The 26,569-nt window shown below is 68.7% G+C and carries 18 protein-coding genes; 15 read left to right on the forward strand and 3 right to left on the reverse strand.

Annotated elements, in window-relative coordinates:
- Positions 1–49: 49 nt before the first annotated feature.
- Both F2P45_RS12715 and F2P45_RS12720 read right to left on the reverse strand, forming a co-directional pair.
- Positions 50–676, reverse strand: a complete 627-nt coding sequence (locus F2P45_RS12715) for a cohesin domain-containing protein (protein WP_166875321.1) — start codon at positions 674–676, stop codon at positions 50–52.
- Between the two features lie 17 nt (positions 677–693).
- The gene (locus F2P45_RS12720) at positions 694–3,702 is read right to left on the reverse strand and encodes a reprolysin-like metallopeptidase (protein ID WP_229505057.1); all 3,009 of its coding nucleotides are present in this window, start codon (positions 3,700–3,702) and stop codon (positions 694–696) included.
- Positions 3,703–4,175: 473 nt separating this feature from the next.
- Here F2P45_RS12720 and F2P45_RS12725 point away from each other — a divergent pair, with 473 nt between their 5' ends.
- The 13 genes from F2P45_RS12725 (at position 4,176) to F2P45_RS12785 (ending at position 24,416) form a co-directional block, all read left to right on the forward strand.
- Positions 4,176–4,691: a sigma-70 family RNA polymerase sigma factor gene (locus F2P45_RS12725; RefSeq protein WP_166875115.1), complete on the forward strand. Its 516-nt coding sequence runs from the start codon at positions 4,176–4,178 to the stop codon at positions 4,689–4,691.
- Positions 4,692–4,732: 41 nt separating this feature from the next.
- The gene (locus F2P45_RS12730) at positions 4,733–5,707 is read left to right on the forward strand and encodes a FecR domain-containing protein (RefSeq protein ID WP_166875118.1); all 975 of its coding nucleotides are present in this window, start codon (positions 4,733–4,735) and stop codon (positions 5,705–5,707) included.
- 94 nt (positions 5,708–5,801) lie between these two features.
- Positions 5,802–8,273: a TonB-dependent siderophore receptor gene (locus F2P45_RS12735; protein WP_166875121.1), complete on the forward strand. Its 2,472-nt coding sequence runs from the start codon at positions 5,802–5,804 to the stop codon at positions 8,271–8,273.
- A gap of 258 nt (positions 8,274–8,531) precedes the next feature.
- A complete protein-coding gene (locus tag F2P45_RS12740; RefSeq protein WP_166875124.1) occupies positions 8,532–9,395 on the forward strand; it encodes a hypothetical protein in 864 nt (287 codons plus the stop codon).
- 62 nt (positions 9,396–9,457) lie between these two features.
- The gene (locus F2P45_RS12745; protein WP_166875127.1) at positions 9,458–10,495 is read left to right on the forward strand and encodes a DUF4214 domain-containing protein; all 1,038 of its coding nucleotides are present in this window, start codon (positions 9,458–9,460) and stop codon (positions 10,493–10,495) included.
- A gap of 5 nt (positions 10,496–10,500) precedes the next feature.
- Positions 10,501–12,456: a glycosyltransferase family 2 protein gene (locus F2P45_RS12750; protein WP_166875130.1), complete on the forward strand. Its 1,956-nt coding sequence runs from the start codon at positions 10,501–10,503 to the stop codon at positions 12,454–12,456.
- Entirely contained in the window at positions 12,453–13,103 is a 651-nt protein-coding gene (locus tag F2P45_RS12755) for a class I SAM-dependent methyltransferase (protein ID WP_166875133.1), read from the forward strand. Before F2P45_RS12750 ends, F2P45_RS12755 begins: the two co-directional genes overlap by 4 nt.
- Positions 13,100–14,305: a glycosyltransferase gene (locus tag F2P45_RS12760; RefSeq protein WP_166875136.1), complete on the forward strand. Its 1,206-nt coding sequence runs from the start codon at positions 13,100–13,102 to the stop codon at positions 14,303–14,305. Before F2P45_RS12755 ends, F2P45_RS12760 begins: the two co-directional genes overlap by 4 nt.
- A 45-nt stretch (positions 14,306–14,350) precedes the next feature.
- Positions 14,351–18,730, forward strand: a complete 4,380-nt coding sequence (locus tag F2P45_RS12765) for a glycosyltransferase family protein (RefSeq protein WP_166875139.1) — start codon at positions 14,351–14,353, stop codon at positions 18,728–18,730.
- Positions 18,727–20,181 (forward strand): class I SAM-dependent methyltransferase, encoded by a 1,455-nt coding sequence (locus F2P45_RS12770; protein ID WP_166875141.1) that lies wholly within the window; start codon positions 18,727–18,729, stop codon positions 20,179–20,181. The genes F2P45_RS12765 and F2P45_RS12770 overlap by 4 nt, the downstream gene beginning before the upstream one ends.
- Positions 20,178–21,491 carry a polysaccharide deacetylase family protein gene (locus F2P45_RS12775; protein ID WP_166875144.1) on the forward strand — a complete coding sequence of 438 codons (1,314 nt, stop codon included), beginning with the start codon at positions 20,178–20,180 and terminating at the stop codon, positions 21,489–21,491. Before F2P45_RS12770 ends, F2P45_RS12775 begins: the two co-directional genes overlap by 4 nt.
- Positions 21,479–23,494: a sulfotransferase family protein gene (locus F2P45_RS12780; protein WP_166875146.1), complete on the forward strand. Its 2,016-nt coding sequence runs from the start codon at positions 21,479–21,481 to the stop codon at positions 23,492–23,494. Before F2P45_RS12775 ends, F2P45_RS12780 begins: the two co-directional genes overlap by 13 nt.
- A complete protein-coding gene (locus tag F2P45_RS12785) occupies positions 23,487–24,416 on the forward strand; it encodes a class I SAM-dependent methyltransferase (protein ID WP_166875149.1) in 930 nt (309 codons plus the stop codon). Before F2P45_RS12780 ends, F2P45_RS12785 begins: the two co-directional genes overlap by 8 nt.
- Before the next feature lie 4 nt (positions 24,417–24,420).
- Here the strand turns inward: F2P45_RS12785 and cysC are convergent, their stop codons facing one another.
- Complete coding sequence (gene cysC / locus F2P45_RS12790) at positions 24,421–25,011, reverse strand: adenylyl-sulfate kinase (RefSeq protein WP_166875151.1); 591 nt, start codon at positions 25,009–25,011, stop codon at positions 24,421–24,423.
- A 115-nt stretch (positions 25,012–25,126) separates the two neighbouring features.
- On the opposite strand from cysC, the gene F2P45_RS12795 reads away from it, so the two are divergent.
- Both F2P45_RS12795 and F2P45_RS12800 read left to right on the forward strand, forming a co-directional pair.
- Positions 25,127–25,762: a hypothetical protein gene (locus tag F2P45_RS12795; protein ID WP_166875164.1), complete on the forward strand. Its 636-nt coding sequence runs from the start codon at positions 25,127–25,129 to the stop codon at positions 25,760–25,762.
- Positions 25,763–25,775: 13 nt separating this feature from the next.
- Entirely contained in the window at positions 25,776–26,516 is a 741-nt protein-coding gene (locus F2P45_RS12800; RefSeq protein ID WP_166875166.1) for a class I SAM-dependent methyltransferase, read from the forward strand.
- Positions 26,517–26,569: the final 53 nt, after the last annotated feature.

The following is a 26,569-nucleotide window of genomic DNA, read 5'->3' on the forward strand; positions in this document are numbered from 1 at the left end:
CGGCGTCAATTTTGCAGGCATCGCCGCCCGGCGGCGCCGGTCGGATCAATCAGCCGCGCGCGGCCTGCTGGCGCCGACGCGCAACGCCCGCCGCCAGCAAGCCGATACCCACCAACAGGAAACTTTCCGGCTCCGGCACCACCTGCACCGAACTGCCATCGGCCACGACGGCAATCTCGTTCAGGTTGGCATCGAGGAACAGCACGTCGGAAAACGTCAGCGCCGCATTGCCATTACCAAAGGTATCGAAACTGAAGAGCCCCAGCTCGCCGCTACCGGAAGCCCCGGGCCCCGCCCCGACCAGCGTGTTGAACACGAACGAAATCTTGCCGGTCGCGTTGTCGAGCGTGCCACCGTCGCTGAACGTGGCGCCGGCCGTGCTCAAAAACGCACCCTCCTTGAAACTGTTCGCCTTGAGCAAAGCCGTATCGAAGCTGAGCGTGAACTGGTAGCCATACAGGTCGGTAATATCCGAAATCGTCACAGCCAAATCAAGCTTGCCGCCCGACACCACCGGCGCCGGTACGGCGTTCACCGACAGCGTCGGAATGGCAAACGCCTGGGTGCTCGCGGCCAGCAGCATGGCAGCGAAGTATTTTTTGAAAGTCGTCATCTGATTCGTCCTATTGCCCTGTTGGGCGTCTATGCGGTAAGGGCCGGCCTGGTGCGCGTGCATCCGGCCGGCCACGTCGGTCAGTTGCAGGCGGCGCCTTTGGCCAGGCGCTGCGCTACGTAAGTGAGGTCGCGCGCGTTGACGACGCCGTCGGCCAGCACATCGGCGCGGGCGTCGAAGCCGTCCTGGCCGCTACGCTTGCCGAACGCCGCCTTAACCAGCGCCAGGTCGGCACAGTCGACCTTACCGTCAATGTTCTGGTCGCCCGCCAGGTGGATGCCGATGTCCGCGTTGGAGATGTCGAAGAACACATTGCCCACCGCTTCCACCTTGATCCGCGCCGCCGACACTGGCGTCGCCGGCAAGGTCACCTTGGCGCTGCCGTTGTTGGGCACGCCTTCGGCCAGCAGCACCGGCCAGGTCTTGCCGCCGTCGGTCGAGAGCGCAATGTTCACGCTGGCCGCGCCGACCGGTGCGACGTCGGTGTTGGCGACGTTCCAGGTGACGGTCTGCAGCGAGCCCGGATCGAGTGTCACCGCGCTGTTCGGCGAGGTCACCAGGAACGGGCCGGCCTCGGGCGCCAGTACCAGGCTGGTGCTGGCGCTGTTGACGCCGCCCCGGCCGTCACGCGCCGTCAGCTTGAAGGTGAGCGAGGCCGGGGCCGCGTTGGTGCCGGCCAGGCCGACGTAGGCGGCGGTCGGCAGGAATTCCGAGTAGCACTCGATATCGGCCAGGCTCGGCGGCGTGGCCGCGGCCGCGCACGCGCCCGTCACCGCGTTGGTGTTGTTCGACAGGATCTGCGCCAGGTCGGGGAATACCCGCGTCGGGTCGACCGTCGTGTGGTTCTCGCCCGGCGAGTTGTACTCGAGCGTGTCGGCGGCGCTGACGGTGGCGCGGGTGCCGAACTGGCGGAACAGCGGGCCGTTGAGCTTGACGTTGCTGGTCAGCCCGGTGCCGCTGGAAGCGCCCCGGTCGTTCTGCTCCCACATGTAGGTGATCGGGTCGCCATCGGCATCGGCCGCGCTGCCGCTCAGGGCGAACGGCGTGCGCACCGGTATCGTGTAGCTGGCCGGCACGGTGACCACGGGCGCGTTGTTGCCGGTCGCGGCGACAGTGCCGCCGCGCCTGGTCGGGCCGCCCACGGCGACTTCGCCCACAAAACCGCTCGCACCCGGCGTGAAGTCGACCACTTGCAGTGGCGCGACATTGACGCCGGCCAGCGCGCCGTTGAAGGTCACCGTAAACGCCGTGTCGCTCAGGGCGCTGACCGTCACCGTGCCGCCCGCCGGCCAGCCCGGACTGTTTTCCAGCGCGGCCTTGACCCCGGCGCTGGTGTAGTTGGTGCCGCGCACGATCGGCGCCGACAGATTGCCGTTCACGTTGATGCGGAATTGCTGCCCGGGAGTATTGAAACCGCGCAGCGCCGCGACCTGCACTTCGTTCAGGATCGACTCGGCGCTCGAGGTGTAGGCGACGATTTCGTCGAAGCTGCGCTGCGACCAGTACGGATCGCTGTGCGGCTGCAGGTTGTCGGTGCTGCAAATGCCGGCATACGCCATGATCGACGAGCCGCTGCCGACTTCGACCGAGGTGCCCGGATTGCGGTTGCCGCCGCTGCAATTGGAGGTGATGCCGTTGAAGGTGTGGTTGCCGGCGAACTGGTGCCCCAGTTCGTGCGCCACGTAGTCGACCGCGAAGGCGTCGCCGATCGGCTTGGGCAGGCCGGTGCAGCCTTGCGCCTTGGCGTTGGCGCCAACCACGCCCAGGCTGGCGACGCCGCCGCCGTTCAGGCCCAGCGCGATGTGGCCGACGTCGAAGTTGCCGGCCCCGGCCAGCAAGCCGGTCACGATGCGGTTGCGCGACAGGGTGCCGCTGCCGCAGCCGGAGGCCTGGGTCGGGGTAAAGCACGCCGCCGCGCCGCACGGGCCGTTCGCTTCGGTCATCTGGGCCGGGGTGTCGAGATTGAGGGCGTCGGTGGCGTCGATCAGCACCATGCGGATCGAGGTTTCATCTTCATACACCTGGCTGACCCGGTTCATCAGGGTGACCTTGGCCGCCGTGACGTTGGCCGAACCGCCGAAATAGGTGGCGTAGGTCGGGTCGGTGACCAGCGCCAGCCGGTAGGTGCGCAGCTGGTCGCTGACGGCCACGTTCGGCGTCATGCCGGCATCCATCACGCGGAACGGCGCGGCGCTGGCGTGCTGGCCGTCGGTGGCGGACAGTTCGAAGGCACCGGCCCGGCCGGCCGGCAGCACGACGCTGATCGTGCCTTTGGCGTCGGCCGTGGCTGTGGCGCTGTGCAGCGCGGCCGTCTCGCCTTCGCCGCGCACGGTCAGGTTGACGCTGGCGCCGGGCACGAAACCGGTGCCGCGCACCTCGACCGGGACGCCTTCTTTATAGAACGAATGCGACAGCGCCAGCTGCGCTTCGGGCAGCGCGCCTTCGACCAGCGGGCCGTGCTGGTTGATCAGGTCGCTACGGCTGTAGCTGGCATACAGGCTGGTATCGAGGTGATAGTACGGGTCCACATACCAGCCGCCATTGGCCGAGCGCACCGAGGCGTGCAGGCCGAGCGGGGTGATATCCATGCGCAAGGTGGCGCTGGGGTCGTCGATGCCGCGGCCCTTGTACGTCTTGATGCCGGGATGTTTGGCGGCCAGGCCGGCTTCCATGATGGGCGACTCGACCAGGGTGAAGCGCTGATAGCCGCCGTCCGGATGCGGGAGCGAAATGGTCTGGCTGCTGGCCATCGTGCCGCTGCCGCGTTCGAGGGGTGCGCTGGCGGTGAGCGATGCCATGCCGGCCGCGTCCAGGGTGGCGCCGCGCAAGCGCTTGAGCGAGAGGGCCGGGGTTCTGGCGCTGGCGATGCCCATGCGGCCCGTGGAAACGGTCGCGTCCTGCCAGTACGGGGCGGCGCGTTGCGTGGAGACCGGCGCGGCGGCGGGTGCGGCCACGGCGGCCTGCGCCAGCGGCGCGGCGGCGGCGAAGGCCAGGGCAATACAGAGGGCAAGAGAGGATTTCTTGAGTGCGGCGCTACGCGGATGTTGCAACCCGCCGTTGTACAGCGGATTCCCAGGCTTCATTGTCATGCGGTGCCCTTTCGCGGCTTGGTGTTTATCTGGTCGTTGGTGAGCTATCTTCCTGCGCTTGGTTCCGGAACTGCGGGCATGCTGTCGCTAACAGCCGCCCTGGTTGCGCTGCAATTAATGCAACTAAACTGTTGTCATAGTATTGCTGGATTGCTATTTTGCACAAGCCAAATTTTTGGTTTTTGCAACTACCCGGTTTGGGCATGCCAGAACTTAATCGACGCGCCAGATGGTCCGCCGCCAGCGGCCCAGATATGCAATCTTGAACGCTGCGTTGCGTTGCGCGGCGCGGCAGGAGAACAGTGCGGTCGAGCCTGTTTGAGCCTGGCACCAGATCGTGGCCTGGCGCCTGCGGCCGGCACCCGGATCCCACGCGCGCGATTGACATTGCCGTGCAATCCGGGCGTCGCCTATAATGATAATAATTCTCATTCACATTTGTCGGTGCAGGGCACCTGACCAGGAATCGTGTCATGTCCGTTGCCGCCCCGGCGCTTCTCGAGCAGCAGGTCCACCAGCTGTACAGCCACCACCACGGATGGCTGCGCGGCTGGCTGCGCAACAAGCTCGGCTGTTCGCAGAGCGCCGCCGACCTGGCGCACGACATTTTCCTGCGCCTGCTGGCGCGCGAGGAGCCGGTCGCCATCGACCAGCCGCGCGCCTTTCTGACCACCGTGGCCCAGCGCGTCCTGGCCAACCACTGGCGCCGCGAGCAGATCGAGCGCGCTTATCTGGACGCCCTGGCGCAGGTGCCGGCGGCGTTCTCGCCCTCGCCCGAAGAACGCGCCATCCTGCTCGAAACGCTGGTCGAGATCGACAGCGTGCTGGCCGGCCTGCCGGCCCAGGTCAGGCGCGCCTTTTTGCTGGCCCAGCTCGATGGCATGAGCCAGGCCGGCATCGCCGCCGAACTCGGCATCTCGCTGAGCACCGTCAAGCGCCACCTGGTGCGCGCCGGCGCCCAGTGCTACTTCGGCCTGACCCTCGATTGATGGCGGCGCCCGACTCCGCCGGGCCGGTCCAGGCGGATTCAATGCCGGTCCCGGCCGCCGTGGCGCGCCAGGCGGTCGAGTGGCTGGTCGAACTGCAGTCGGACGAGGCCAGCGAGGCCACGCGCGCCGCCTTGCAGCACTGGCGCGCCGCCCACCCCGAGCACGAGCGCGCGTGGCAGCACATCGCCGCCGTCAACGCGCGCTGGCGCGGCGCGGCCCTGCCTTCGCCGCTGGCCCACGCGGCCCTGCTCGATACGCGCGCCGCCTGCGCGCGTCCCCTGCCCCGGCGCGCCGCGGCCAAGGCCCTGGCGGCCCTGCTGTGCGCCGGCGGCGGCGCCTGGCTGGCGCACCAGCAGGCCCCATGGCGCGAATGGCGCGCCGACGCCCGCACCGGCACCGGCCAGCGCCGCAGCATCGTGCTGGCCGACGGCGGCACGGTCTGGCTCAACAGCGGCAGCGCGGTCGACGTGCGCTTTAGCGCCACGCAACGGCGCGTGCGCCTGGTCGGCGGCGAAATCCTGGTCAGCACCGGCAAGGACCCCGGCGCCCGCCCCTTCATCGTCGACACCGCCGAAGGCGAACTGCAAGCGCTCGGCACCCGTTTCGCGGTGCGCCAGCATGCCGGCAGCAGCCGCGTCGATGTATTCGAAGGCGCGCTCGCGATCCGCCCGCGCGACGCCATGCTGGCCCCGCCGCGCATCCTGCGCGCCGGCCAGCAGGCCCGTTTCAGCGGCGCTGCCGTCGCGCCGGTCCGGGCCGCCGACGACGACAGCGTGGCCTGGGCCGACGGCATGCTGGTCGCCAGCGGCATGCGCCTGGCCGACTTTCTGGCCGAACTCGGGCGCCATCGCCCCGGCCGCCTGGGCTGCGACAGCGCGATTGCCAACCTGCGCGTGTCCGGCAGCTACCCGCTGGCCGACACCGGCCGCATTCTCGAGACCCTGCGCACGACCTTGCCGGTGGAGATCGATTTCCTCACGCGCTACTGGGTCACGCTGCGTCCGGCGCGGAAATAAACACGATTTTTCGCGAAACCTGAGCTGTTTTTGATTCTTGCGTGACATGGAAGATGAGCACTCCCCATCTTCAACTTTGCAAAAGGAATCACCCATGCGGCCACGCACACAGGCGCCCCACCGTCCACACCACCGTTCGCAGCCCCACTTTACCCAGCGCGCGCTGCTGGCCGCCATCGGCCACGCACTGGCGACCGGCTTTATCGCCAGCGCCGTCTTGCCCGGCGCCGCACTGGCCGCCGACGCGGCGCCGGCGCGCAAGGCCTACGCCATCCCGGCCGGCCCGCTCGAAGGCGCGCTGAACCGTTTCGGACGCGAAGCGGGCATCTTGCTGTCGTTTCCGACCGCCACCACCGCCGGCCTGCAAAGCCCGGGTTTGAACGGCAGCTACGCGGTGGCCGACGGCCTGGACCAGCTGTTGCAGGGCAGCGGCCTGGGCGCCGTGGCGCAGGCCAATGGCGGCTATGTGCTGGTCAGGCAGGCGCCGGCATCGGCCGCCGCGGCATCGGCCGCCACGGCATCAGGCGCCGCGCCAGCGGCCGTGGCAGCGCCGGCGCGCACCCAGGCCCTGTCCGAAATCACCGTGACGGCGCGCGCCGATGGCGAAAATCCGAGCGCGCCGCTGGCCGGCTACGTCGCCAGGAAAAGCAGCACGGCCACCAAGACCGCCACCGCAACCCGTGAAATCCCGCAGTCGATCTCGGTCGTCACGCGCGACAACCTGGACGCGCGCGGCGTATCCAACCTGGCCGAAGCGCTCGAATACGTGCCCGGCTTTACCCCGCGCACCTACGGCCGCGACGACCGCTATGACTGGTCGATCGCGCGCGGCATCGGCAGCACCAACGGCGGCAACTACCGCGACGGTCTGAAGGACGCCGGCAATGTGTACGCCATGCCGCGCCTGAACAGCTACAGCGTGGAGCGCGTGGAATTCCTGCGCGGTCCTGCCTCGCTGCTGTTCGGCACCACCATCCCCGGCGGCACGGTCAACTCGATCACCAAGCGGCCGGCCGGGGAAGCGCAGGGCGAAATCCGCGTGCGCGCCGGCGACATCGACCGCCGTGGCGTGGCGGGCGATATCTCCGGGCCTTTGAGCACGGACGGCTCCTTGCTGTACCGCCTGGTCGGGCTGACCGAGCAGTACGACCTGATGACCCCTGGCTCGACCAAGAAAGAGCGCTACTTCGCGCCCTCGCTGACCTGGAAGATCGACCGCGACACCTCCGTGACGGTGCTGGCGAACTACCAGGAAGACCGCATCGCCGGCGACGCCTATCCCTTCAAATACGTCGAAGCGCTGGGCTACTACGTTCCGGTTGCCGAGAAAGGCTGGGACCACTTCCAGCGCGATCAATGGTCGACCGGCGTGCTGTTCGATCACCGCATCAACGACAAGCTGAGTTTTCACAGCCGCAGCCGCTACGGCAAGGTCAAGCTGGACTACCAGGTCAACTTCCTCACCGGCCTGGTGAGCAAGAGCGTGGTCACGCGCCGCGGGCAGCACATCAACGATGACACCGAGAGCCGCCAGACCGACAACTATATGGAATACCAGTGGAAGGCCGGCAAGTGGTCCAACACCACCATCGCCGGCGTCGACCTGAGCAAGATCAGTGGCGCGTCGTACCGTGGCACCACGATCACCAGCCAGTTCGACCTGTCCACCGGAACCGGCCCGTTCGCCGCGCCGCTGCTCAAGGCCGAGTATGTGGCGAGCACCCGCCAGACCGGCCTGTACCTGCAGAACCAGGCCAGGTTCGACGAGCGGTTCGTGATCGTGGCGGGCCTGCGCCAGGACCGCTTCCGCGAAAACGCCGTCGCCGCCTGGGTCGACGGTCCGGTGAACACCAACAAGACCACCGGCCGCCTCGGCGGCGTGTGGCTGCTGCCGGGCGGGGTGTCGCCCTACGCCGGCTACGCCACCTCGTTCCAGCCGCAGGGCGGCGCCACCTACGACGGCGTCAAGTTCAAGCCGACCAGCGCACGCCAGTACGAAGTCGGCGTGCGCTACGAGCCGGCCGGCGGCAATGCCATGCTCTCGGCAGCCGTGTTCGACATCGTCCAGCAAAACGTGGCCGCCGCCGACCCGCTGCACGAAGGCTTCAACGTGCAGCGCGGCGAAGTCGGATCGCGCGGGCTCGAGCTCGAAGCGAACGCCAGCCTGATGCAGGGCATCGACGCCAGCGCCAGCTACAGCTACACCGACGCCAGGGTCACGCGCGACACCAGGCCGAACCTGATCGGGCGCAAGAATGGTCTGGTGCCGTCGCACAAGGCGACGCTGTGGCTGAACGCGCGTGTGCCGGGCGAGTGGGTATCGGGCATGAAAGTCGGCATGGGCGTGCGCTATAACAGCAAGGTGCCGGACTACGAGAACGTGCGCTGGGTGCCGGGCGTGACCTTGTTCGATGCGCGCCTGGGCTATCAGATCGGCACGCACTGGGAATTGTCGCTCAACGCGCGCAACCTGTTCGACAAGAAGCATCTGGGCAATTGCAGCGATGGCGATTGCTATCCGGGCGACCAGCGCGAAGTGCTGGCCACGGCCAGCTATCGCTGGTAAGGCATGGCGGCGCGTAGCTCGGCAGTACGCGCCGCGCTAGCTCAGCAGTAAGCGTTTTACTAGCTCAGCAGTAAGCGGCGCGCCGGGCGACTCCATTCCTCCGTTTTACAACACCCGGAAAAAATAGCTAGTGGTCAAAGCGTGCGCACCCTTGCTTTGCGTTATAGTTTTTGCATAAGAAACTTAGCCAATAACTATTTTTTATGGGTGGCGTACCGTATGGAAATTACTGGTTCCACAGTTCTACTTCAGCCTGGCATGTATATCCTGCGCCATCCCAAGCAGGGCATGGCGCCCCTGTCCATCGCGCGCGCGCCCGGCGCGCCCGGCGAAGGGAAGATGGAAACCCTCGGCACCGCCAACACCCATAACACCATCCTGCGCGACGGCAGCGACTGCATCGTCGCGCACATCAGCGAGGGTCCGGTCACCCTGCTCGTCACCGCATTTCTCGAACAACAGGGCGACCCGGTCCCGGCGCTGCGCGTCGACCAGATCGGCCTCGACCGCCCCGGCGCTTGCGCCCCGTCCAGCCTTGCGCAGCCGGCGCGCCACGTCGCGCCGCTGCCATCGGCCAGGGCCATCGCTCCCGCACCGCCGGCAGCCGCAGGCATCCAGATCGGCGCCCACGGCATCACCCTGATCGGCCATGTGGAGCGCGAAGGCGACATCATCGCCGCGCCCGGCGACCTGCTGGGCGACCCGCACAGCCTGCTGCGCCTGGAAGGTTTCCAGGTCATGTGGCCCGACCGCCCCGAGGGCGTCGACCTGGCCTACAACATCGTGGTCGAAGGCGGCGGCGCCCTGCCGATGGTCAAGAGCGGCAAATTTTGCGGCACCCGCGGCGAAGCGCGCCGCATCATCGCTGTCACCTTCGCCCTGATCGGCCCCCAGGCCAGCCAGTGGCGTCTGGATGGAACAGCTTACTTCAGCGGCGGCTATCAGGTGCCGCTGCAATCTGCCGTAGCGCTGAGCGGGCCATCCGGGCTCGAACATCTCACGGCAGTCAACCTGAGCGCAACATTGGACGAGCAGGTCGGCGCCCAGCGCAATCCCTGGCAGGAATCGGCCAGCACCAAGGTGTTCAAGTCGAACGGCACCGCACCGCGGCTCGCTTCGTGAGCAGCATGCGGCCGCAAGGTCCGGCTTGAGCAGGCGTCTCAACGACAAGAGGAGAACTACCTATGTATGAACTACCGAGCGCGAGTGCCACCACTACCCTGCGTGGCATCAATCCCCTCATCTTCACCCAGGGCACCATCGACCGCATTCTGGGGCTCACCGCCGCCACCGACAACTCGGTGCGCTTCGATACCGTCGCTCCCGACTCCAGCGGCAAGGTCACCGCACCGTTGGGCGCCGAGGTGGTGCTGGTCAACTCGTCCGACAATTTCGTCAGCGTCATCACGCCGCCGACCAATGCCCCGGTGATTGTGTTCCAGGGCAAGGGCGGGGTGGACGTCAAGTTCCAGGACACCAACCCCGCTTCCGTGCCTGACAACAAGGTCGACCGCGTCGTGGTCGGTACCAACAACACCGACAAGTTCGTCATCGCCGATTCGCGCGACACCCAGCTCAGCCTGGGTAGCGGCAACAGCTTTGTGCAGACCGGTGGCGGCAACGACACTGTGGTTGCCGGCCTGGGCAACAGCACCGTGGTCGGCGGCAGCGGCAACGCCATCGTCAAGCTGGCGGGCAGCGCGGCCGATTACAAGGTCACGGTCAAGGATGGCCACGCGATTGTGACCAGCACCAAGGACGCGAAAACCACCGACATCAGCAAGCTGCAGTACGTCGAACTGGACGGCGGCCAGGCGCTGATTTTCGCCGAGGACTTCAAGGAAGCCGGCGTGGCCACCATCTACGAAGCCGCGCTGGGCCGCACACCGGATGCCGGCGGCCTCGATTTCTGGCTCGATGCGGTGCGTGCCGGCGTGACCCTGGAAAGCATTGCCCAGAGCTTCCTCGACTCGGCCGAGTACAAGGCCCTGCCGGCACTGGACAACCAGCAGTTCCTGACCACCTTGTACAAGAACACCTTCGACCGCGCACCCGATGCCGGCGGACTGGCGTTCTGGACCAAGGTGCTGGAAAGCGGCGTGTCGCGCGCTTCGGTGCTGTCGGGCTTCGTTTCCGATGCCGGCCAGAGCCTGGAGGGCACCGCTGCCTACGTCGAGCCGGTCGTGGTCGGATCGGTGACCGTCGTTCACAATATCGTCTGACGGTGGTGGCGAGCGCGCCGGTTACGGCGCTACCATCGGCCTGGCGCTCGCCACGCCTGCGCGACGACTTTCTGTTGTCGCGCGCCGTCGAGGCATTCCAGGCCGGATTTGCGGCCGATGCCCTGCTCGGCGCGGAAGCGCTGTGCCGGCGCCATCCCGACCTGGTGGCGCCGGCCTTGCTGCGCGCCGTCGCACTGCAATCGCTGGGCTCGGCCCTGGCTGCGGCGGCGTGGCAACGCGCCTGGTGCCGCGATCCGCACGATCCCAACTTACAAGACAATCTGCTCGGCGCCTGGCTCGCCGCCGGCGACACGGCCAGGGTGGCCGCGCTGGCGCCGGCCCTGCTGCCGCAGCGCTGCCGCGCTGGCAATCACGCCAGCCTGCTGGCGCGCGCACAAGCGGCGGGCCTGGCCCCGGCCGGCGCCTGCTGGCGCGCCGGCCACGACATCGAAGGCATGCTGTTCGATGCCGCCCCGAACGCCAGCCTGCTGCTGCGCGACGAGCATCGCGGGGAGCAGTACGAAGTGCGGATCGAGGGCGCGCGTTTCCGCTTCGCGCCGCCGCATCCGGACGGCGCCTGGTCGCTGGCCTTGCCCGGCGCCGCGGCCGCCCTGCCCGGTTCGCCGCTGGTGTTCGCCGCGCCCAAGCCTGACGCCGCCGCGCCCGGGCCGCAGGCAGCGCTGACCGTGCTCGTTCCCCTGTATCGCGGCCTGGAACAGGCGCGCGCTTGCGTGGCCAGCGTGCTGGCCAGCCTGCCCGCCAACCAGGTGGCGGCGCGCCTGCTGCTGATCGACGACGCCAGCGGCGAACCGGCGTTCTCCGACTGGCTGGGCACGGTGCAGGCCGACCAGCGCGTGACGGTGCTGCGCAACCGCTATAACCTCGGCTTCATCGAAAGCGTCAACCGCGGCCTGCGCCACTGCGCCGGGCACGACGTGTTGCTGCTCAACGCCGACACCCTGGTCCACGGCGACTGGCTCGACCGCCTGCGCGCCGCGCTGTACCGCGCCCCTCACATTGCGTCGGTGACGCCATGGTCCAACAACGGCGAAATCAGCAGTTTTCCCGACATCGCCCGCGCCGCGCCCGTGCCCGACGCGGCCCGCCTGCGCCAGCTCGACGAGAGCGCCGCCGAACTGCACCGCGCTGGCGCCACCGCCGACGTCGAAGTGCCGGCCTGCTGCGGCTTCGCCATGCTGATGCGCGCCGGCGCGCTGGCCGCCATCGGCACCCTCGACGGCGCGGCGCTCGAACGCGGCTACGGCGAGGAAGTCGACTGGTGCCTGCGCGCGCGCGCGGCCGGCTACCGCCATTATGTCGCCACCGGCGTGTTCGTCGCGCACGCCGGCGGCGTCTCGTTCGGCGCCGAAAAGCACCTGCGCGTGCACCAGAACCGCGCCGTGCTGGTGGCGCGCTATCCCGGCTACTACCCCGAGTACCAGCGCTTCCTGCGCACCGATCCGCTGGCCACGGCGCGCGCCGCCCTGGCGCAGCGCGCGGGCGGCGCCGCCAGCGCCGGCCTTCCCGCCGCGCAGCCGGCCATACCCGACTTCGCGCAAGCCCCGGCCTCGTCGTGCACCCGCATCGCTGTCTGGCATCACCGCCTCGGCTCGCCCCAGGCGGCGCAGGTGCTGGCGCTGGCGCGCCTGGTGGCCGCGCGCGCCGACGACACCGTGCGCCTGCTGGTCATCGGCGAAGTCAGCGAACTGCTGTGGGCCACCGGCGTGGTCGACGCCCTGCCGGCGGCAACCCGCCATGGCGAAGCGCTGCTGGGCGACACCGGCCTGCTGGCGATCGGCGCCTGCGCCGTGGTGCTCGTGTGCGACGGCGACGAACTGCCGCTCGACATCGACACCGTGCGCATCGGCCCCGCGTTCGACGCCCGTTACTGGTTCAACGCCTGGCTGGGCGCGCCGCCGGCCGCCGCGCCGTTCCAGTTCGCCCACAGCGGCGCCCGATGACCAGCGCGGCGGCGGCATGCCTGGTCCCTCCATCCGACGCGCCCGCCAACGAGCGCGTGCGGCGCCTGCTGCACGTCGGCTGCGGCGCCCGCAACGGGCGCGCGCTGCCGGACTGCTGGCATGGCCCGCAATGGCAGGAAATCCGGCTCGACATCGACCCCGGCGTCGCCCCCGACATCGTCGCCAGCATCTGCGACCTGTCGATGCTGGCCGACGCCAGCGTCGACGCCGTCTATTCCGCCCACAACCTGGAACATCTCGACGCCTTCGAGGTGCCGCGCGCGCTGGCTGAATTTCGCCGCGTGCTGCGCCCCGACGGCTATGCGCTGATCACCCTGCCCGACCTGCGCGCCATCGCCATGCACATCGCCGCCGGCCAGCTCGACTCGCCGCTGTACCAGTCCGCCGCCGGCGCCATCAGCCCGCTCGACATGCTGTTCGGCCACCAGGCCGCGCTGGCCGCCGGCCACCGCCACATGGCGCACCGCACCGGCTTTACCGCCGCCACCCTCGGCCGCCACCTGCTCGGCGCCGGCTTTGCCGAAGTGCGGGTGCACGAGGGAACGCGCTGGGACCTGTGGGCGCTGGCCTGCATGCCCGCCACCGATGCGGCCGTGCTGGACCAACTGGCCGCGGTGATGCAATGAAGATCCTGTTCATTCACCAGAATTTTCCGGCCCAGTTCCTGCACCTGGCGGCCGACCTGGCGCAGCGTCCCGGCCACCATGTGGTGGCGCTGTGCCTGGAAAGCCGCGCGGCGCCGCCCGGCGTGACCGTGCGCCGCTACCAGCTGCTGCGCGCGCCAGGGGCCGACATCCACCCGCTGCTGGCCGAACAGGAAACCCATGTGCGCTACGCCGAAGCCTGCGCCGCCGCCGCCCTGCAGCTCCAGCGCGACGGTTTCACGCCGGACGTCATCTACGCCCATCCCGGCTGGGGCGAGGCGCTGTTCATCAAGGACGTGTTCCCGCACGCCCGCCTGCTGATCTACTGCGAATACTATTACGCGCTCGAAGGGCAGGATGTCGGCTTCGACCCGTCGCTGCCGCCCCTGAGCCTGCCCGAGCGCTGGCGCTTACGGCTGCGTAACAGCACCAACCTGCTCAGCATGGAGCTGGCCGACGCCGCCGTCGCGCCGACGCATTGGCAGCGCGGCACCTACCCGGCCTGGGCGCTTGACAAAATCAGCGTGATCCACGACGGCATCGACAGCGAACGGCTGCGCTTCAACCCCGATGCGCGCCTGGTGCTGCCCGGCGCCGATGGCGGCACGCGCAGCTTCCAGCCCGGCGACGAGGTGGTCAGCTACGTGGCGCGCCACCTGGAACCGATGCGCGGCTTCCAGGTGTTCATGCGCGCGCTGCCCGACCTGCTGCGGCGCCGTCCGCAGGCGCACGTCATCGTGGCCGGCGGCGAGGCCTGCGGCTACGGCCACGCGGCACCGGGCGGCGCCAGCTGGAAGGAACACCTGCTGGCCGAACTCGGCGACAGCATCGACCTGGCGCGCGTGCATTTCACCGGCCAGCTGGCGGCGGCGCAGTACCTGGACCTGCTCAGCATCAGCCGCGTGCACGCCTACTGGAGCGTGCCGTTCGTGCTGTCATGGTCGTTCCTGGAAGCGGCCCTGTGCGGCTTGCCGGTGATCGCCTCGGCCACCGCGCCGGTGCGCGAATTCGCCGCGCGCCTGGACGTGGCCACCGTGCCGTTTTTCGACGCCGCCGCCTTTGCCGACGCCCTCGCCGAACGCTGCGCGGCCGGCCCGCAAGGCCTGCGCCAGTTGCGCCACCTGCCCGACACCGACCTGGCGCAGTGCCTGGCGCGCCAGCGCCAATGGCTGGGGGCCAGCTAGCCGCAGCGCTCTTACCAACTCCCCCTTATCGATTCAGGAGACAGCATGGATGTCAGCAGCAACGCGGTATCGAACGACCACGCCGGCAACGGTGCAGTAGCCGGGCGCGCCATCCGTGGCCTGATCGAGCGCATCGGCCCGGACGGCATCAGCGGCTGGTGCCTCGACCTCAATTGCCCGCGGGAGCAACTGGCGCTCGAGTTTCGCGCGGGCGGCAAGCCGATCGGCTTTACCACCTGCAGCGTCGAGCGCGACGATGCCGGCGGCTTCGGCTTTCACTGGCCGCTGCCGCGCCACATGCCGCAGGTCGCGCTCGACACGCTCGAAGCCTGGGTGTTCGACACCACCATCAAGCTGGCGCGCGCGCCCGCGCAAGACGGCGGCGCGGCGCCGCTGCGCCACGCCAGCGGCGCCATCGTGCTCGAACAGGTGGAAGCGGCCGGCATCGGCGGCGCCATCCACGGCGCCCAGCCCGGCCAGAGCCTCACGCTCGAACTGTATGCGGACGGCCAGCTGCTCTCCACGCAGGCGGCCGGCCACGCCTTCCTGCTGCCGGTGCCGGACCTGCTGTTCGACGGCCAGTTGCACCAGCTGACCCTGCGCGTGCCCGAACTCGACGCCCAACTGGCCCTGCCGCGCGAACTGAGCGTATTCACGCCGGTCGACGCCGGCAACTACCACGTCCGCAACGGCATCCTGTACGGCTGGATCGATCCGGCCGGGGTACCCGGCGGCGCGGCCGAACTGCGCGTGGACGACGGCCCGCGCAGCCTGGGCAAGATGCCGGCGGAGAAAGGCGCCGAACCCGGCGCGGCCTTCCACTTCAAGTTCGAGCTGCCGTTCAGCCTGTACGACGGCGAAGCGCACGCGATCGCCATCAACCTGCACGGCACGCGCTACCGCCTGCGCACCCAGGGCGGCGCGGTCTCGCTGGCGTGGCGCCATCCGGTGGTGGGCCGGGTCGACAAAATCGGCGACAACAGCCTGCACGGCTGGGCGCTTGACACGCGCGACACCAACGAGGTCCTGACGGTCGGCCTGTATGACGGCGAGCAGCTGATCTGCCAGAGCCAGACCCAGATTCTGCGGCCCGACGTCAACAAGCTGCTCCAGACCGAGGGCAAGCACGGCTTCGAACTGCTGTTCCCGGTCGCGCTGTACGACGGCCTGGCGCGCAGGATCAGCGTGCGCGTGGACGGCATGCCGCTCAATTTCCGGCTCGAACACGACGTGCCGCTTGTTCTGAAGCCCGAGCAACTGGCGAAGATCGATCCGGCCGAACGCTACCACGGCCATGTGGAGCAACTCAGCACCGGCATGATCATGGGCTGGGCCTGGGACCGCAAGAACCCGGTGGTGCCGGTCCACGTCGCCGTCTATGTCGACGACGAATTGCTGGCCGTGACCCAGGCCAACCGCTTCAGCGCGCGCCTGCGCGGCGAGAACCGCCATGGCCACCATGCCTTCCTGGTCAAGTTCCCGGCGCACCTGATGAATGGCGCGCAGCGTAGAATCAGGGCGGCGATCGTCGAAGGCAATCTGCCCATCAAGATCGAGAACGAGAGCCTGCGCTTCCCGCTGGTCGACTATTTCGGGCGCCAGATCGCGCCCCTGCCGGACGGCCACTACACCCACCGCGCCCCACCGCAACTGTGGCAGGGCAAGCGCGCGCGCCTGCCGGCGCCGCTGGCGGAACCCGGCGTGCCGCTGATCTCGATCATCGTCCTGAACTGGAACGGCGCCAACATCCTGCGCGACCTGCTCGACTCGATGCTGCGCGTGGACTGGCTGCACGACTACGAACTGCTGCTGGTCGACCATGGCTCGGTCGACGACAGCCTGGCCGTGGCGGCCGAATACGCCGGGCGCCTGCCCTTGCGCATCCTGGCGCGCGGCGTCAATTTTTCGTTCGCCGCATCCAACAACTACGGCGCCGCCCTGGCGCGCGGGCGCTACCTGGTGTTCGCCAACAACGACCTGGTCATGCTGCACGACTGCCTGGCAACCATGCGCGTCCACCTCGACGATCCGCACGTCGGCGCGGTCGGGCTCAAGCTGCTCGAACCGCTCGCCACCGGCGCCGACGCCTGGCGCTACGTCACCCACCACCAGGGCGTGCAGTTCAAGGTCGACACCCTGGCCGGCAAGGGCCAGCGCTACTACGCGCCGATGGAAGTGGGCGAGCAGGCGCACGCCGAGCTGGCCGGCTGCTACGACCTGCCGGTGGCCACCGCCGCCCTGCTGATGTGCCGCGCCGACGAATTTGCGGCCGTGGGCGGCTTTTACGAAGGCTATGTGTACGGCATGGAAGACGTCGACCTGTGCCTGGCCCTGCGCCTGAAACTGGGCAAGGCGGTGCTGTGCGATACCGCCGCCGTGGCGCTGCACAACCGCAGCGCCACGCGCGACTCCAAGATCCGCGCCGGCACGCACCAGAAAATGTACTCGGCCAAGCTGCATGCCAACAACCGCAAGCTGTACATCGAGCGCTACGGACGCCAGCTGACCCGCACCATCCTGCGCTCGCTGGTCGAAGGCGGGAGCATGTGGCGCCCCACCCCGCTGCGCGTGACCATCGCGGTCACCGCCACCGCCATCAGCACCCCGGCCGGCGACTTTTTCACCGCGCTCGAACTGGGCGAGGCGCTGCACCGCCTGTACGGCTGGGAAGTCATGTTCGCCTCCATGCCGACCCACCAGTTGCCCGGCACCGACGTGCTGGTGGTGATGCGCCACGATTACGCCATCGAAAAAATCAGCGAAGCCAATCCGGGCCTGATCACGGTGGCCTGGGTGCGCAACCGGGTCGACCAGTGGCTGGGCGCGCCGCACCTGCAAGCCTACCAGCTGGTGTTTGCATCGTCGCACAAAGCCATCGCGCATATCCGCGACGCCACCGGCATCGAAGCGACCCTGCTGCCGATCGCCGCCAACGCCGCGCGCTTCAAGCCAATGCCGCCGGCGCCCGAACACGCCAGCGACGTCACCTTCACGGGCAGCTACTGGGGCGCCGAGCGCGAAGCCATCGGCCTGCAAGATTTGGAACGCGAGCGCTACCGCTTCGCCATTTACGGCCACGGCTGGCAAGACCGGCCCGACTGGAAGGCCAACTGGCGCGGCGCCGTGCCGTACGCGGCGCTGCCGGAGATCTACAACTCCGCCAAGATCGTGCTCGACGACAGCCACCCGGTCACGCGCAACTGGAACTCGCTCAATTCGCGCGTGTTCGACGCCATCGCCACTGGCAAACTGGTGCTGACCAACTGCCGTGGCGGGGCCGAGGAACTGTTCCCCGATCTGCTGCCGGCCTTCGACGACGACCAGCAGCTGCAAGCGCTCCTACGCCACTACCTCGACAACGACGCGGAGCGCGAGGCGCTCGCCGCCAGGCTGCATCAAGAGGTGCTGGCGAAGCACACCTACGACGTGCGCGCCGCCACCTTCCGCGACGGCCTGCGCGGCCTGCTCGCGCACACCCTGCGCTTTGCGATCAAGATCGGCGTGCCGGCCATGGACCAGCGCGAGCAATGGGGCGACTGGCACTTCGCGCTCGGCATCAAGCGCGCGCTGGAAAAGCGCGGGCATGTGGCCCGGATCGACATCCTGCCCGACTGGTACTGCGGCCTGACCGCCGCCGACGACGTGGTGATCGTGCTGCGCGGGCTGTCCCAGTACCAGCCGCAGCCGACCGCGATCAACCTGGCGTGGCTGATCAGCCATCCGGACGACGTGACCGTGACCGAATTGCAGCAATACGACCACGCCTTCGTGGCCTCGAACAGCTTTGCGGCCTGGCTGGGCGAGCGCATGGGCGACCAGGTCAGCCCGCTGCTGCAATGCACCGACCCGGCCCTGTTCTATCCGGAGCTGGACGAGGAACTGGAGGTGCCGGAGGTGATTTTCGTCGGCAATTCGCGCGGCCAGCTGCGCGAGGTGGTGCAGTACGCGCTGGCCGGCGGCGTCGATTTGACCGTGTACGGCGGCATGTGGGAAGGCATCCTGCCGCCGCAGATGGTGCGCCAGACCTACATTCCCAACGCGCGCCTGCGGCACTACTATTCGGGCGCCAAAGTGGTGCTCAACGACCACTGGAGCGACATGCGCGACCAGGGATTCGTGTCGAACCGCCTGTTCGACGCCGGCGCCTGCGGCGCGACCATCGTCAGCGACGACATGCAAGCGTGCCGCGCACTGTTCGGCGATGCGGTACATTACTACAGCACGCCGGACGACCTGGCTGCCGCTGTCGCCAAGCTACAGCGCGGCAAAACAAAAACTGACAAAGGAGGCAAGCGCTTGCGTGAACTGATCATCTCCCAGCATACCTTCCAGCACCGCGTCGACGAGATCTTGCAGGTCGTCGCACGGCTGGCGCCGGATACGCTGTCCGCAACCCAGCCTTCGCTTGCCGGGGAGGCCGCATGAGCGCCGTCCTGAACGCCGATACCGACCAAGTGCTGCTGCCGCCGGCCAACCTGCGCTTCATGGCCGAGAGCGAAGCGGACTTCCTGCCGATCTGCGACCACCTGTGCGGCAACATCCTGGCGCGCAAGGCCAGCCTCTCCGCCGACCTGCTCGACGTCGGCTGCGGCTACGGGCGCCTCGCGTACGGATTGCGGCGCGCCGGTTTCAAGGGCCGCTACCAGGGCTTCGATATCCTGTCGCGCCAGATCGCGTGGCTGAACGGACACTTCGCCGGCCCGCAAGACGCCGGGCGCTACCGCTTCGAGTTCCTCAACGTCCACAACGCCCGCTACAATCCGGGCGGCCTGCCGTTCGAAGACCTGAGCCTGCCGTTTCCCGAGGCCAGCTTCGATTGCGCCACCGCGTTTTCGGTGTTCACGCACATGTACGAGGACGATATCCGCCAGTACCTGCGCCGCGTCGGCGCGCTGCTGCGCGAGGACGGCAAGTGGATCTGCACCTTTTTCAGCCTGCCGGACGACTTTTCGCTGGCCAGCCAGCATCCGGGCGTGCGCTACCACCTGACCGAGCAGATTTCCGAACACGCCTTCATTCACAACCCGGCCGAACCGCTGCACGTGATCGCCTACCGCATCTCCTTCCTGCACCGCCTGTTCGCCGAAGAAGGCTGGGAAGTGGCCGATTTCCAGCGCGGCAGCTGGCTGCGCGACCCGGGCGACGGCGAATTCCAGGACTGGTTCGTGCTGCGCCGCCGCAAAGCCGTGCAGGAACCGGCGCCGCCCGCCTGCAACATCTGCGGCGGCGGCGACTTCGGTCCCGGACCGGCCGGCCGCCTGGCCAGCACCGGCGCCCCACCTTGCTGCCGCCAATGCGGCGCGCTGGAACGCCAGCGCGTGGTGCGCCAGATGTTCCAGGCGCTGCCGGTCGGCTTTCTCGACTGGCGCCGCAGCCTGCAATTCAGTCCCGACCAGGCCCACAACCCGGCCTGGTTCCGCAGCCACGACGTGTCGGTGTACGATGGCGAAGGCAGCCTCGACATCCAGGCGATCGACCGCCCGGACGCCAGCTACGACTACATCACCGTCAGCCACGTGCTCGAATGCATACCGCGCGACCTGGCCGCGTTCGACGAACTGCACCGCGTGCTCTCGCCGCGCGGACTGCTGCATATCGGTTTCGGCGGCGCCCACACGCGCGCCGCGACCGAGGATTTCGCCGTCCCGGTCGACCGCTACGCCAACCTGCACCGCTACGGGCGCGACGTGTACCAGCGCTTCGGCTGCGCCGCCAAGGGCATGGGCATGCTGGCCGTGCAAGGGACCGACCCGGTGACCGGCGCCACCGACGTGGCCCACCTGTTCGCCAGGGACGCGGCCGATATCGCCCGCGTACGCGCCTGGCTGCTGGCCTGGGACCCGACCCTGGTCGTCGTGGACGAAACGCTGCCATGAACCGCGACCCCACGCCGTCCTTTCAGCGCACGGATGCGCAATGCAATCTGTGCGGGGCCGGCATGCACCTGGAGGCGGGCGAGGCTTGCCCGGTGTGCGCCAGCACGCCGCGCCAGCGCGTGATGCGCAGCGTATTCCAGGCGCTGCCGCACGGCCTGCTGGCCTGGCGTACGCTGGCCCCCGCGCCAAGCCCGCACGGGCTCGATGAAGGCTGGTTCGCCGGCCGCGCCGCGCCGGCCGATATCGCCATCGCCGAGCGGCCCGCCGCCATCGATGCGCTCGACGCCCTGTCGGCGCGCGGCGTGGTCTACCTCGATGGCGACGGCGGCGCCATCGGCGCGCTGCTGGCCCTGAACTGCGCGCCCTGTTCGGTGATCGCCATGGACGTGGCCGAACCGGGCGGCGGCGCGCGCCTAGGAGCCACCCTGCTGCTGCGCGACGCGGCCGAGGCGGCGCGCTGGCTGCCCTGGCTGCAAGCGTGGCATGGACCCGGCGCGGTCACGGCGAGCGTGGTCGAGGACCCGTTCGCGGCGCTGCGCACCGAACTGGCGGTCTGGCAAGCCGAACAGCGCGAATGCGGCTTCTGGTGGCGCGACGACGACCTGGTCGCCGACAGCCCCGCCCTGCGCCGCCTGGCCGCGCTGTCGCAGCGCCACGCCGCGCCGGTGCTGGTGGCGGTGATCCCGGCCGAGGCCGACGCCGAACTGGCGCGCGCCACCGCCGACGGCATGCCGACCCTGGTCTTTTGCCAGCACGGCTGGGGCCACATCAACCACGCCGAGGCGGGCCAGCCGAACAGCGAATTCGGCCCCGCGCGCGATGTGGCGGCCGCCGAAGCCGACCTGGCGCGCGGCGGCGAACGCATGCGCGAACTGTTCGGCGCACGCTTCATGCCGGTCATGGTGCCGCCCTGGAACAAGCTGGCGCCGGCGCTGGCGGCGCGCCTGCCGGCGCTCGGCCTGGGCGGCGTGTCGCAGTACCTGTCCGAACCGCACGCGCCGGTGGCGGGGCTGGTGCGCGTCGACACCCACCTCGACATCGTCGACTGGCGCAACGGCGCCGGCGTGCGCGAGCCGGCGGCGCTGGTCGAGCGGCTGGTGGCGATTTTGCAGATGCGCCGCAACGGCGAGCTGCGCGAACCGATCGGCGTGCTCAGCCACCACCGCGTGATGCTTGATGGCACCTGGCGCTTTCTCGACCAGCTGGTGGCCGCGACGGCCGAATTTTCCTGCGTGCGCTGGCTGCACCCGCGCGAGGTCTTCGAAGGAATGACATCCATGATCCAGACAGAAGCGCAATGCGCTGCCTGATCGTCGGCGCCGGCAAGACCGGTACCACGGCCCTGCTGTACGCGGTGGCGCAAGCCATGGGCGGCGCGCCGCTGATCCATTTCGAAGAGCGCATCGCCGGCTTGCAGCCGCTGGCGCCGCACACGGCCACCAAGCTGCTGTTCGAACACGAGCGCCCTGACGACATCGCCGTCTTCGGCGCCAGTTTCGAGCGGCGTATTCTGCTGGTGCGCGACCCGCGCGATAACCTCGTCAGCCACCTGCTGTACACGGTGGCCTCGCACCGGGTCCAGATGGACGATCCAGGCTGGCTGCGCACCATCACGCAGCTTTTGCAACGCAAGCAAAAAGACCCGGCGTCGGTCGACTTGCGGCAGTTCCCGCAACTGAGAACCCCGTCGGCCCTCCTGAACCGGGTCTGCGCGACCAACCAGGCGCTGGCAACGTTCGCCAGGGCGCATGCCGGGAACTGGTTCATTTTGCGTTACGAAGACATGGTGGCGGGCAAACTCGACGCCCTGTCGGCCTACCTCGGCATGACGGTGCAGGCCGACGCCAGGATCGACCCCGCCTACCAGCGGGTGGCGCGCACCAAGGGCAGCGGCGACTGGCGCCACTGGTTCACCAGGGACGACGTGGCGCACTACCGGCCGCTGCTCGAACCGCTGATGGGCGCGCTGGGCTACGCCGGCGACTGGACCCTGGCCGAGCCGCCGCTGATCACGCCCGAGCACAGCTGGGTGTATTTCGAGCGCCTGGTACGCGAGCGGCGCCAGTTCTTCGGCATGCCGCCGCTGGCGCTGCCCACGCCCGGCCAGCCTGGCCCGGAAACCCGCGCGCGCATCAGCAAGGGCGACGTCGTCAACCGCCTGGTGCGCCAGTTCGGCTTCAAGCGCTATCTCGAATACAACAAGCTCGATGGCGGCAAGTGCTTTTCCGAGGTCGTCTGCGACAGCAAGACCCTCGCTTTCATCCCCGAACACGCCTACCTCGACGGCGCCACCACCGAGCGCCTGCTGGAGACGGTGAAAAAGGTCGGCACGGGCGCCATCCTGACCCTGCCGCAACTGCTGGAACGGCATGCCGGGCAAGGCTTCGACGTCATTTTGTACGACCCGGTGCATGTGCGCCCCGAGGTCGACCTGGTGGTGCGCGCCCTGCCGGCCCTGCTCAATCCGGGCGGAATCCTGATCGTGCACGACTGCAATCCCGAAGACGAGGCGATCACCAGCGTGAAGCGCCGCCCCGGCGCCTGGGTCGGCGAGACCTACAAGGCCTTCGCCCTGCTGCGGCACTACAATCCGGGACTGGCGTTCACCGTGGACGAGGATTTCGGCTGCGGCCTGGTCTGGAACAAGGGGCTGGTGCTGGACTACCCGATCGAGGCCGACCTCACCTACCAGCAATTCGACGCCCAGCGCGCCTCCTACACCGGCTTGATCAGCTACCATCAGTTCCTCGAAAAGACCGCCTCCGGTAACATCGCCGACCTGTTCGCCGCACCGGCCGCGCCGGCGCCGCTGCGCTTCCAGAGCGCGCCGGCACCCGCGCCGCGCATGGCGAGCCAGCTGTTCTGGCGCGGGCCGGAGCAGGACTTCAGCGAGGAACAGGCGCTCAGCCTGCCGATCGTGCTCGACGGCAACGTGCAGGTACTGCACTTTACGTTTCCGCCCGGCGTGGCCGGAATCGAGCGCCTGCGCTTCGACCCGGCCGACGGCATCCTGGCGCTGCGCCTGGCGTCGCTGGAACTGATCAGCCCCAAGGGCGCGCTGATGTGGCGCTGGGACGCCGATGCGCACGCCGGCCAGGACTGGCGCGCGGTGCGCTTTTGCGAGGTCGAGGGCGCTACCCTGCTGCTGACCACCGACAGCGATCCGCAATTTCATCCAGCCTTGCCAGCGAGCGTGCGGGCCCGCCTCGGCGCCGGTTGCAGCCTGGCGGTGGTGATGACGCCGCAGCCGCCGCTGGTCGGCACGCTGCTGGCCGCGCTCGACCAGGTGCGCCAGGGAGTATCGAATGAATGACGCAGTGAGCGACACCGTACAAACCGCCGCGCACTGGAACGCGCCGCCGCCTTTGCCGCTGCGCACACGCTGGTGGCAATCGAAAGCCATCGTACGCCACATCAACCGCCGCATCGCCGGCGAAGAAAGCGACGGCACCGCGGGCGGCGACCTGGCCCTGCTGCGCGCGCAGAATGGCGGCGCCGCGTTCGGGCGCGCCATTTCGGTCGGCTGCGGCACCGCCTACCATGAGCTCGAACTGCTGCGGGCCGGCGTGGTCGAGCACTTCGACCTGTATGAAATCGCCCCCAGCCGGGTCGCGGCGATCCACGCACGGGCCCAGGATCTGGGCTTGAGCATGCGCGTGTCGGTCAGCAGCACGGACGCCTTTGCCATTGTCGCGCCCGGGCAGTACGACCTGGTCTACTGGCGCGACGCCCTGCACCATATGAACCCGACCCTGGACGCGGTCGCGTGGAGCCGGCGCGTGCTGGGCACCGGCGGCCTGTTCTACATGCACGAGTGCGTGGCGCCGAGCTACATGCAATGGAGCGATCGCCAGCTCGACCTGGTCGAGCGCGTGCGCCAGATACTGCCGGCGCGCTACCTGGACGATCCGCATCAGCCGGGGCGCCTGATACCGGTGCGCAGGAGCCGTCCGACCATCGCCGGCATGCGCGAGGCCGATCCGAGCGAGTGCATCGACAGCGCCAACATCCTGCCGAGCGTGCGGGCGGTGTTTCCGAACGCGGCCATCGTGCCGGCCGGCGGCATTGTCTACATGCTCGCGCTCAACGATATCCTGGCCAACGTGGATGAAGAGCGCGACGACGGCCTGCTGGCGGCCTTGCTGGCGATTGACGACATGTACAGCGATGCGGGCGACTATGTGTACGCGGTGGCGCATGCGCGCAAGCTCGATCCGGCCGCCGCCTACACCTGATCGCTTATGACTGATGGACAATGCGCCGCTCGCGCAGCAACAGCAGCAGCGACGCCAGCGCGGCGTCGACCGAGCCGCTGGCGGTGTCGAGCACCAGGTCGGGCGCGGCGGGTGCCTCGTAGGGCGAGGAAATGCCGGTAAACTGGGCGAGCTGGCCGTCGCGCGCGCGCCGGTACAGTCCCTTGACGTCGCGCTCTTCGCACACCGCCAGCGGGCACTGGCAAAAGATTTCCAGAAAAGCGCCGTCCGGCACCAGCGCCCTGGCCCGTGCGCGGGAATCGGCGAAGGGCGAGATGAAAGCGCAGATGACGATCATGCCGGCATCGGCGAACAGCGCCGCCAGTTCGCCGGCGCGGCGGATGTTTTCGCTGCGCGCGGCATCCGAGAAACCGAGGTCGCTGCACAGGCCGGTGCGCAGTTGATCGCCGTCGAGCACGTAGCTGCGGCAGTCCATCTCGAACAGGCGCCGCGCCAGCGCCTGGGCCACGGTCGACTTGCCGGCGCCGGACAGGCCGGTCAGCCACAGCACGGCGCCACGGTGGCGGTTTTGAATGGCGCGCTCGGCGCGGGTGATGCTGGCGGCAGTCGTTGGCATGGCGGGACTCGGCAAGAGGGTTTGAGCGAACTGGACCGACGATATATTTACATAAACAATGCCTGCGCGGCGGATTTTCCTGACGCGCGGTACGATTTTTTCCCGATTGGGGCGCATGGACACACAACTCGCGCTTGAACGCATGCAGGCCCCGGCCACGCCCGTGTGCAACCTGTGCGGGGGCAGCGCGTTCGGCCCCGGTCCGGGCGGACGCCTCGGCAAGGACCAGCTCGGCCCGCACTGCCTCGCCTGCGGCTCGCTGGAACGGCACCGCACCGGCGCACGCGTGCTGCAAGCCCTGTACGGGGGCGACCTGGAGTGGCGGCGCGCCCTGCTGCTGGGAAGCGAGCATGGCGCCGATCCGCGCTGGTTCGCCCATTGCGAAGCGCTGCCATCGGTGCGCGCCGGCAGCTTGCCGGACGCGCTGGCCGGCTGCGACGCCGGCAGTATCGACTTCCTCGGCATGATCCACATGTTCGAATACCTGGACCGGGACCGCGAGGCCTTCGCCCGCTTGCTGCGCCTGCTGTCGCCGCGCGGCGTGCTGCAAGTCTGCTTCGCCGATCCGCGCGCGCGGCCGTGGACCGCGATCCAGGTGGGGCCGCCGGGCAGCGTGCGGCGCTGGTACGGACGCGACCTGGCCCGGCATTTCCGCTGCGACGAACTGGGCGTCGCCATGCGCGTGCATGAAGCGGCCGACCCCGGCACCGGCGCGGTGCTGCCCGTGCACTTTTTCCATCACCAGCCATGAAAGCGCCTCCTCGATGACCGCCGACGACATCGCCAGCAAGAAGGACTACATCCGCCAGCGCGTCAAGGGCCTGGACAAGGCGCTGCTGCCGCTGGGCGACCCGGCCGGCAAGGACGTGCTGGTGTTCGGCTGCGGCCTGGGCAATGAAGTGCTGTGGAGCGCGCGGCGCGGGGCGCGCTCCGTGCTCGGCATCGACCTCGGCATCAGGACCCATGCGCCGCTCGACGAGCTGATGGCCGAAGAAGGCTTCGGCGATTTCTGCTACGCCATGCACGAATGCAATGTGCATGACCTGGCGCTCGACCATCCGGGGCGCTACGACCTGATCGTCTCGAACGGCGTGTTCGAGCATGTGAGCGACCTGACGGGCGTGCTGAACGCGCTGCGCCCGCTGCTGCGGCCGGGCGGGCGGATGGCGCTGTACGCCGACGGACTGTGGTTTTCGGCCATCGGCGGCCATCTGGGCAAATGCAACTGGGAACACCTGTGGATGGCGCCGCACGAGATCAAGGAGCAGTTTCCGGAGCGCTGGCACGCCTACATCAGCAATCTGAACCGCATGACGGCGGTCGATTTTTTGCAGGCGCTGCGCGATGTGGGGGCGCTGGTGCTGCAGTTCAACGTGCGCAGCGACCCCTATCTGCGCAATGCGGCGCCGCTGATGGAAGCGATCCGGGCGCGCCAGCAAGTCTCGCCGACCGACATGTCGATTACCTCGGTCGGCTGCGAGATCTGTTTTCTCGAGCACCTGTGAGCGTGCAAATGTTAAACAATTCCATTCCCGTTGCGCCGCATTTCACATAAAAT

The sequence above is a fragment of the Massilia mucilaginosa genome (assembly GCF_011682145.1).
Lineage (GTDB): Bacteria > Pseudomonadota > Gammaproteobacteria > Burkholderiales > Burkholderiaceae_D > Telluria_A > Telluria_A mucilaginosa.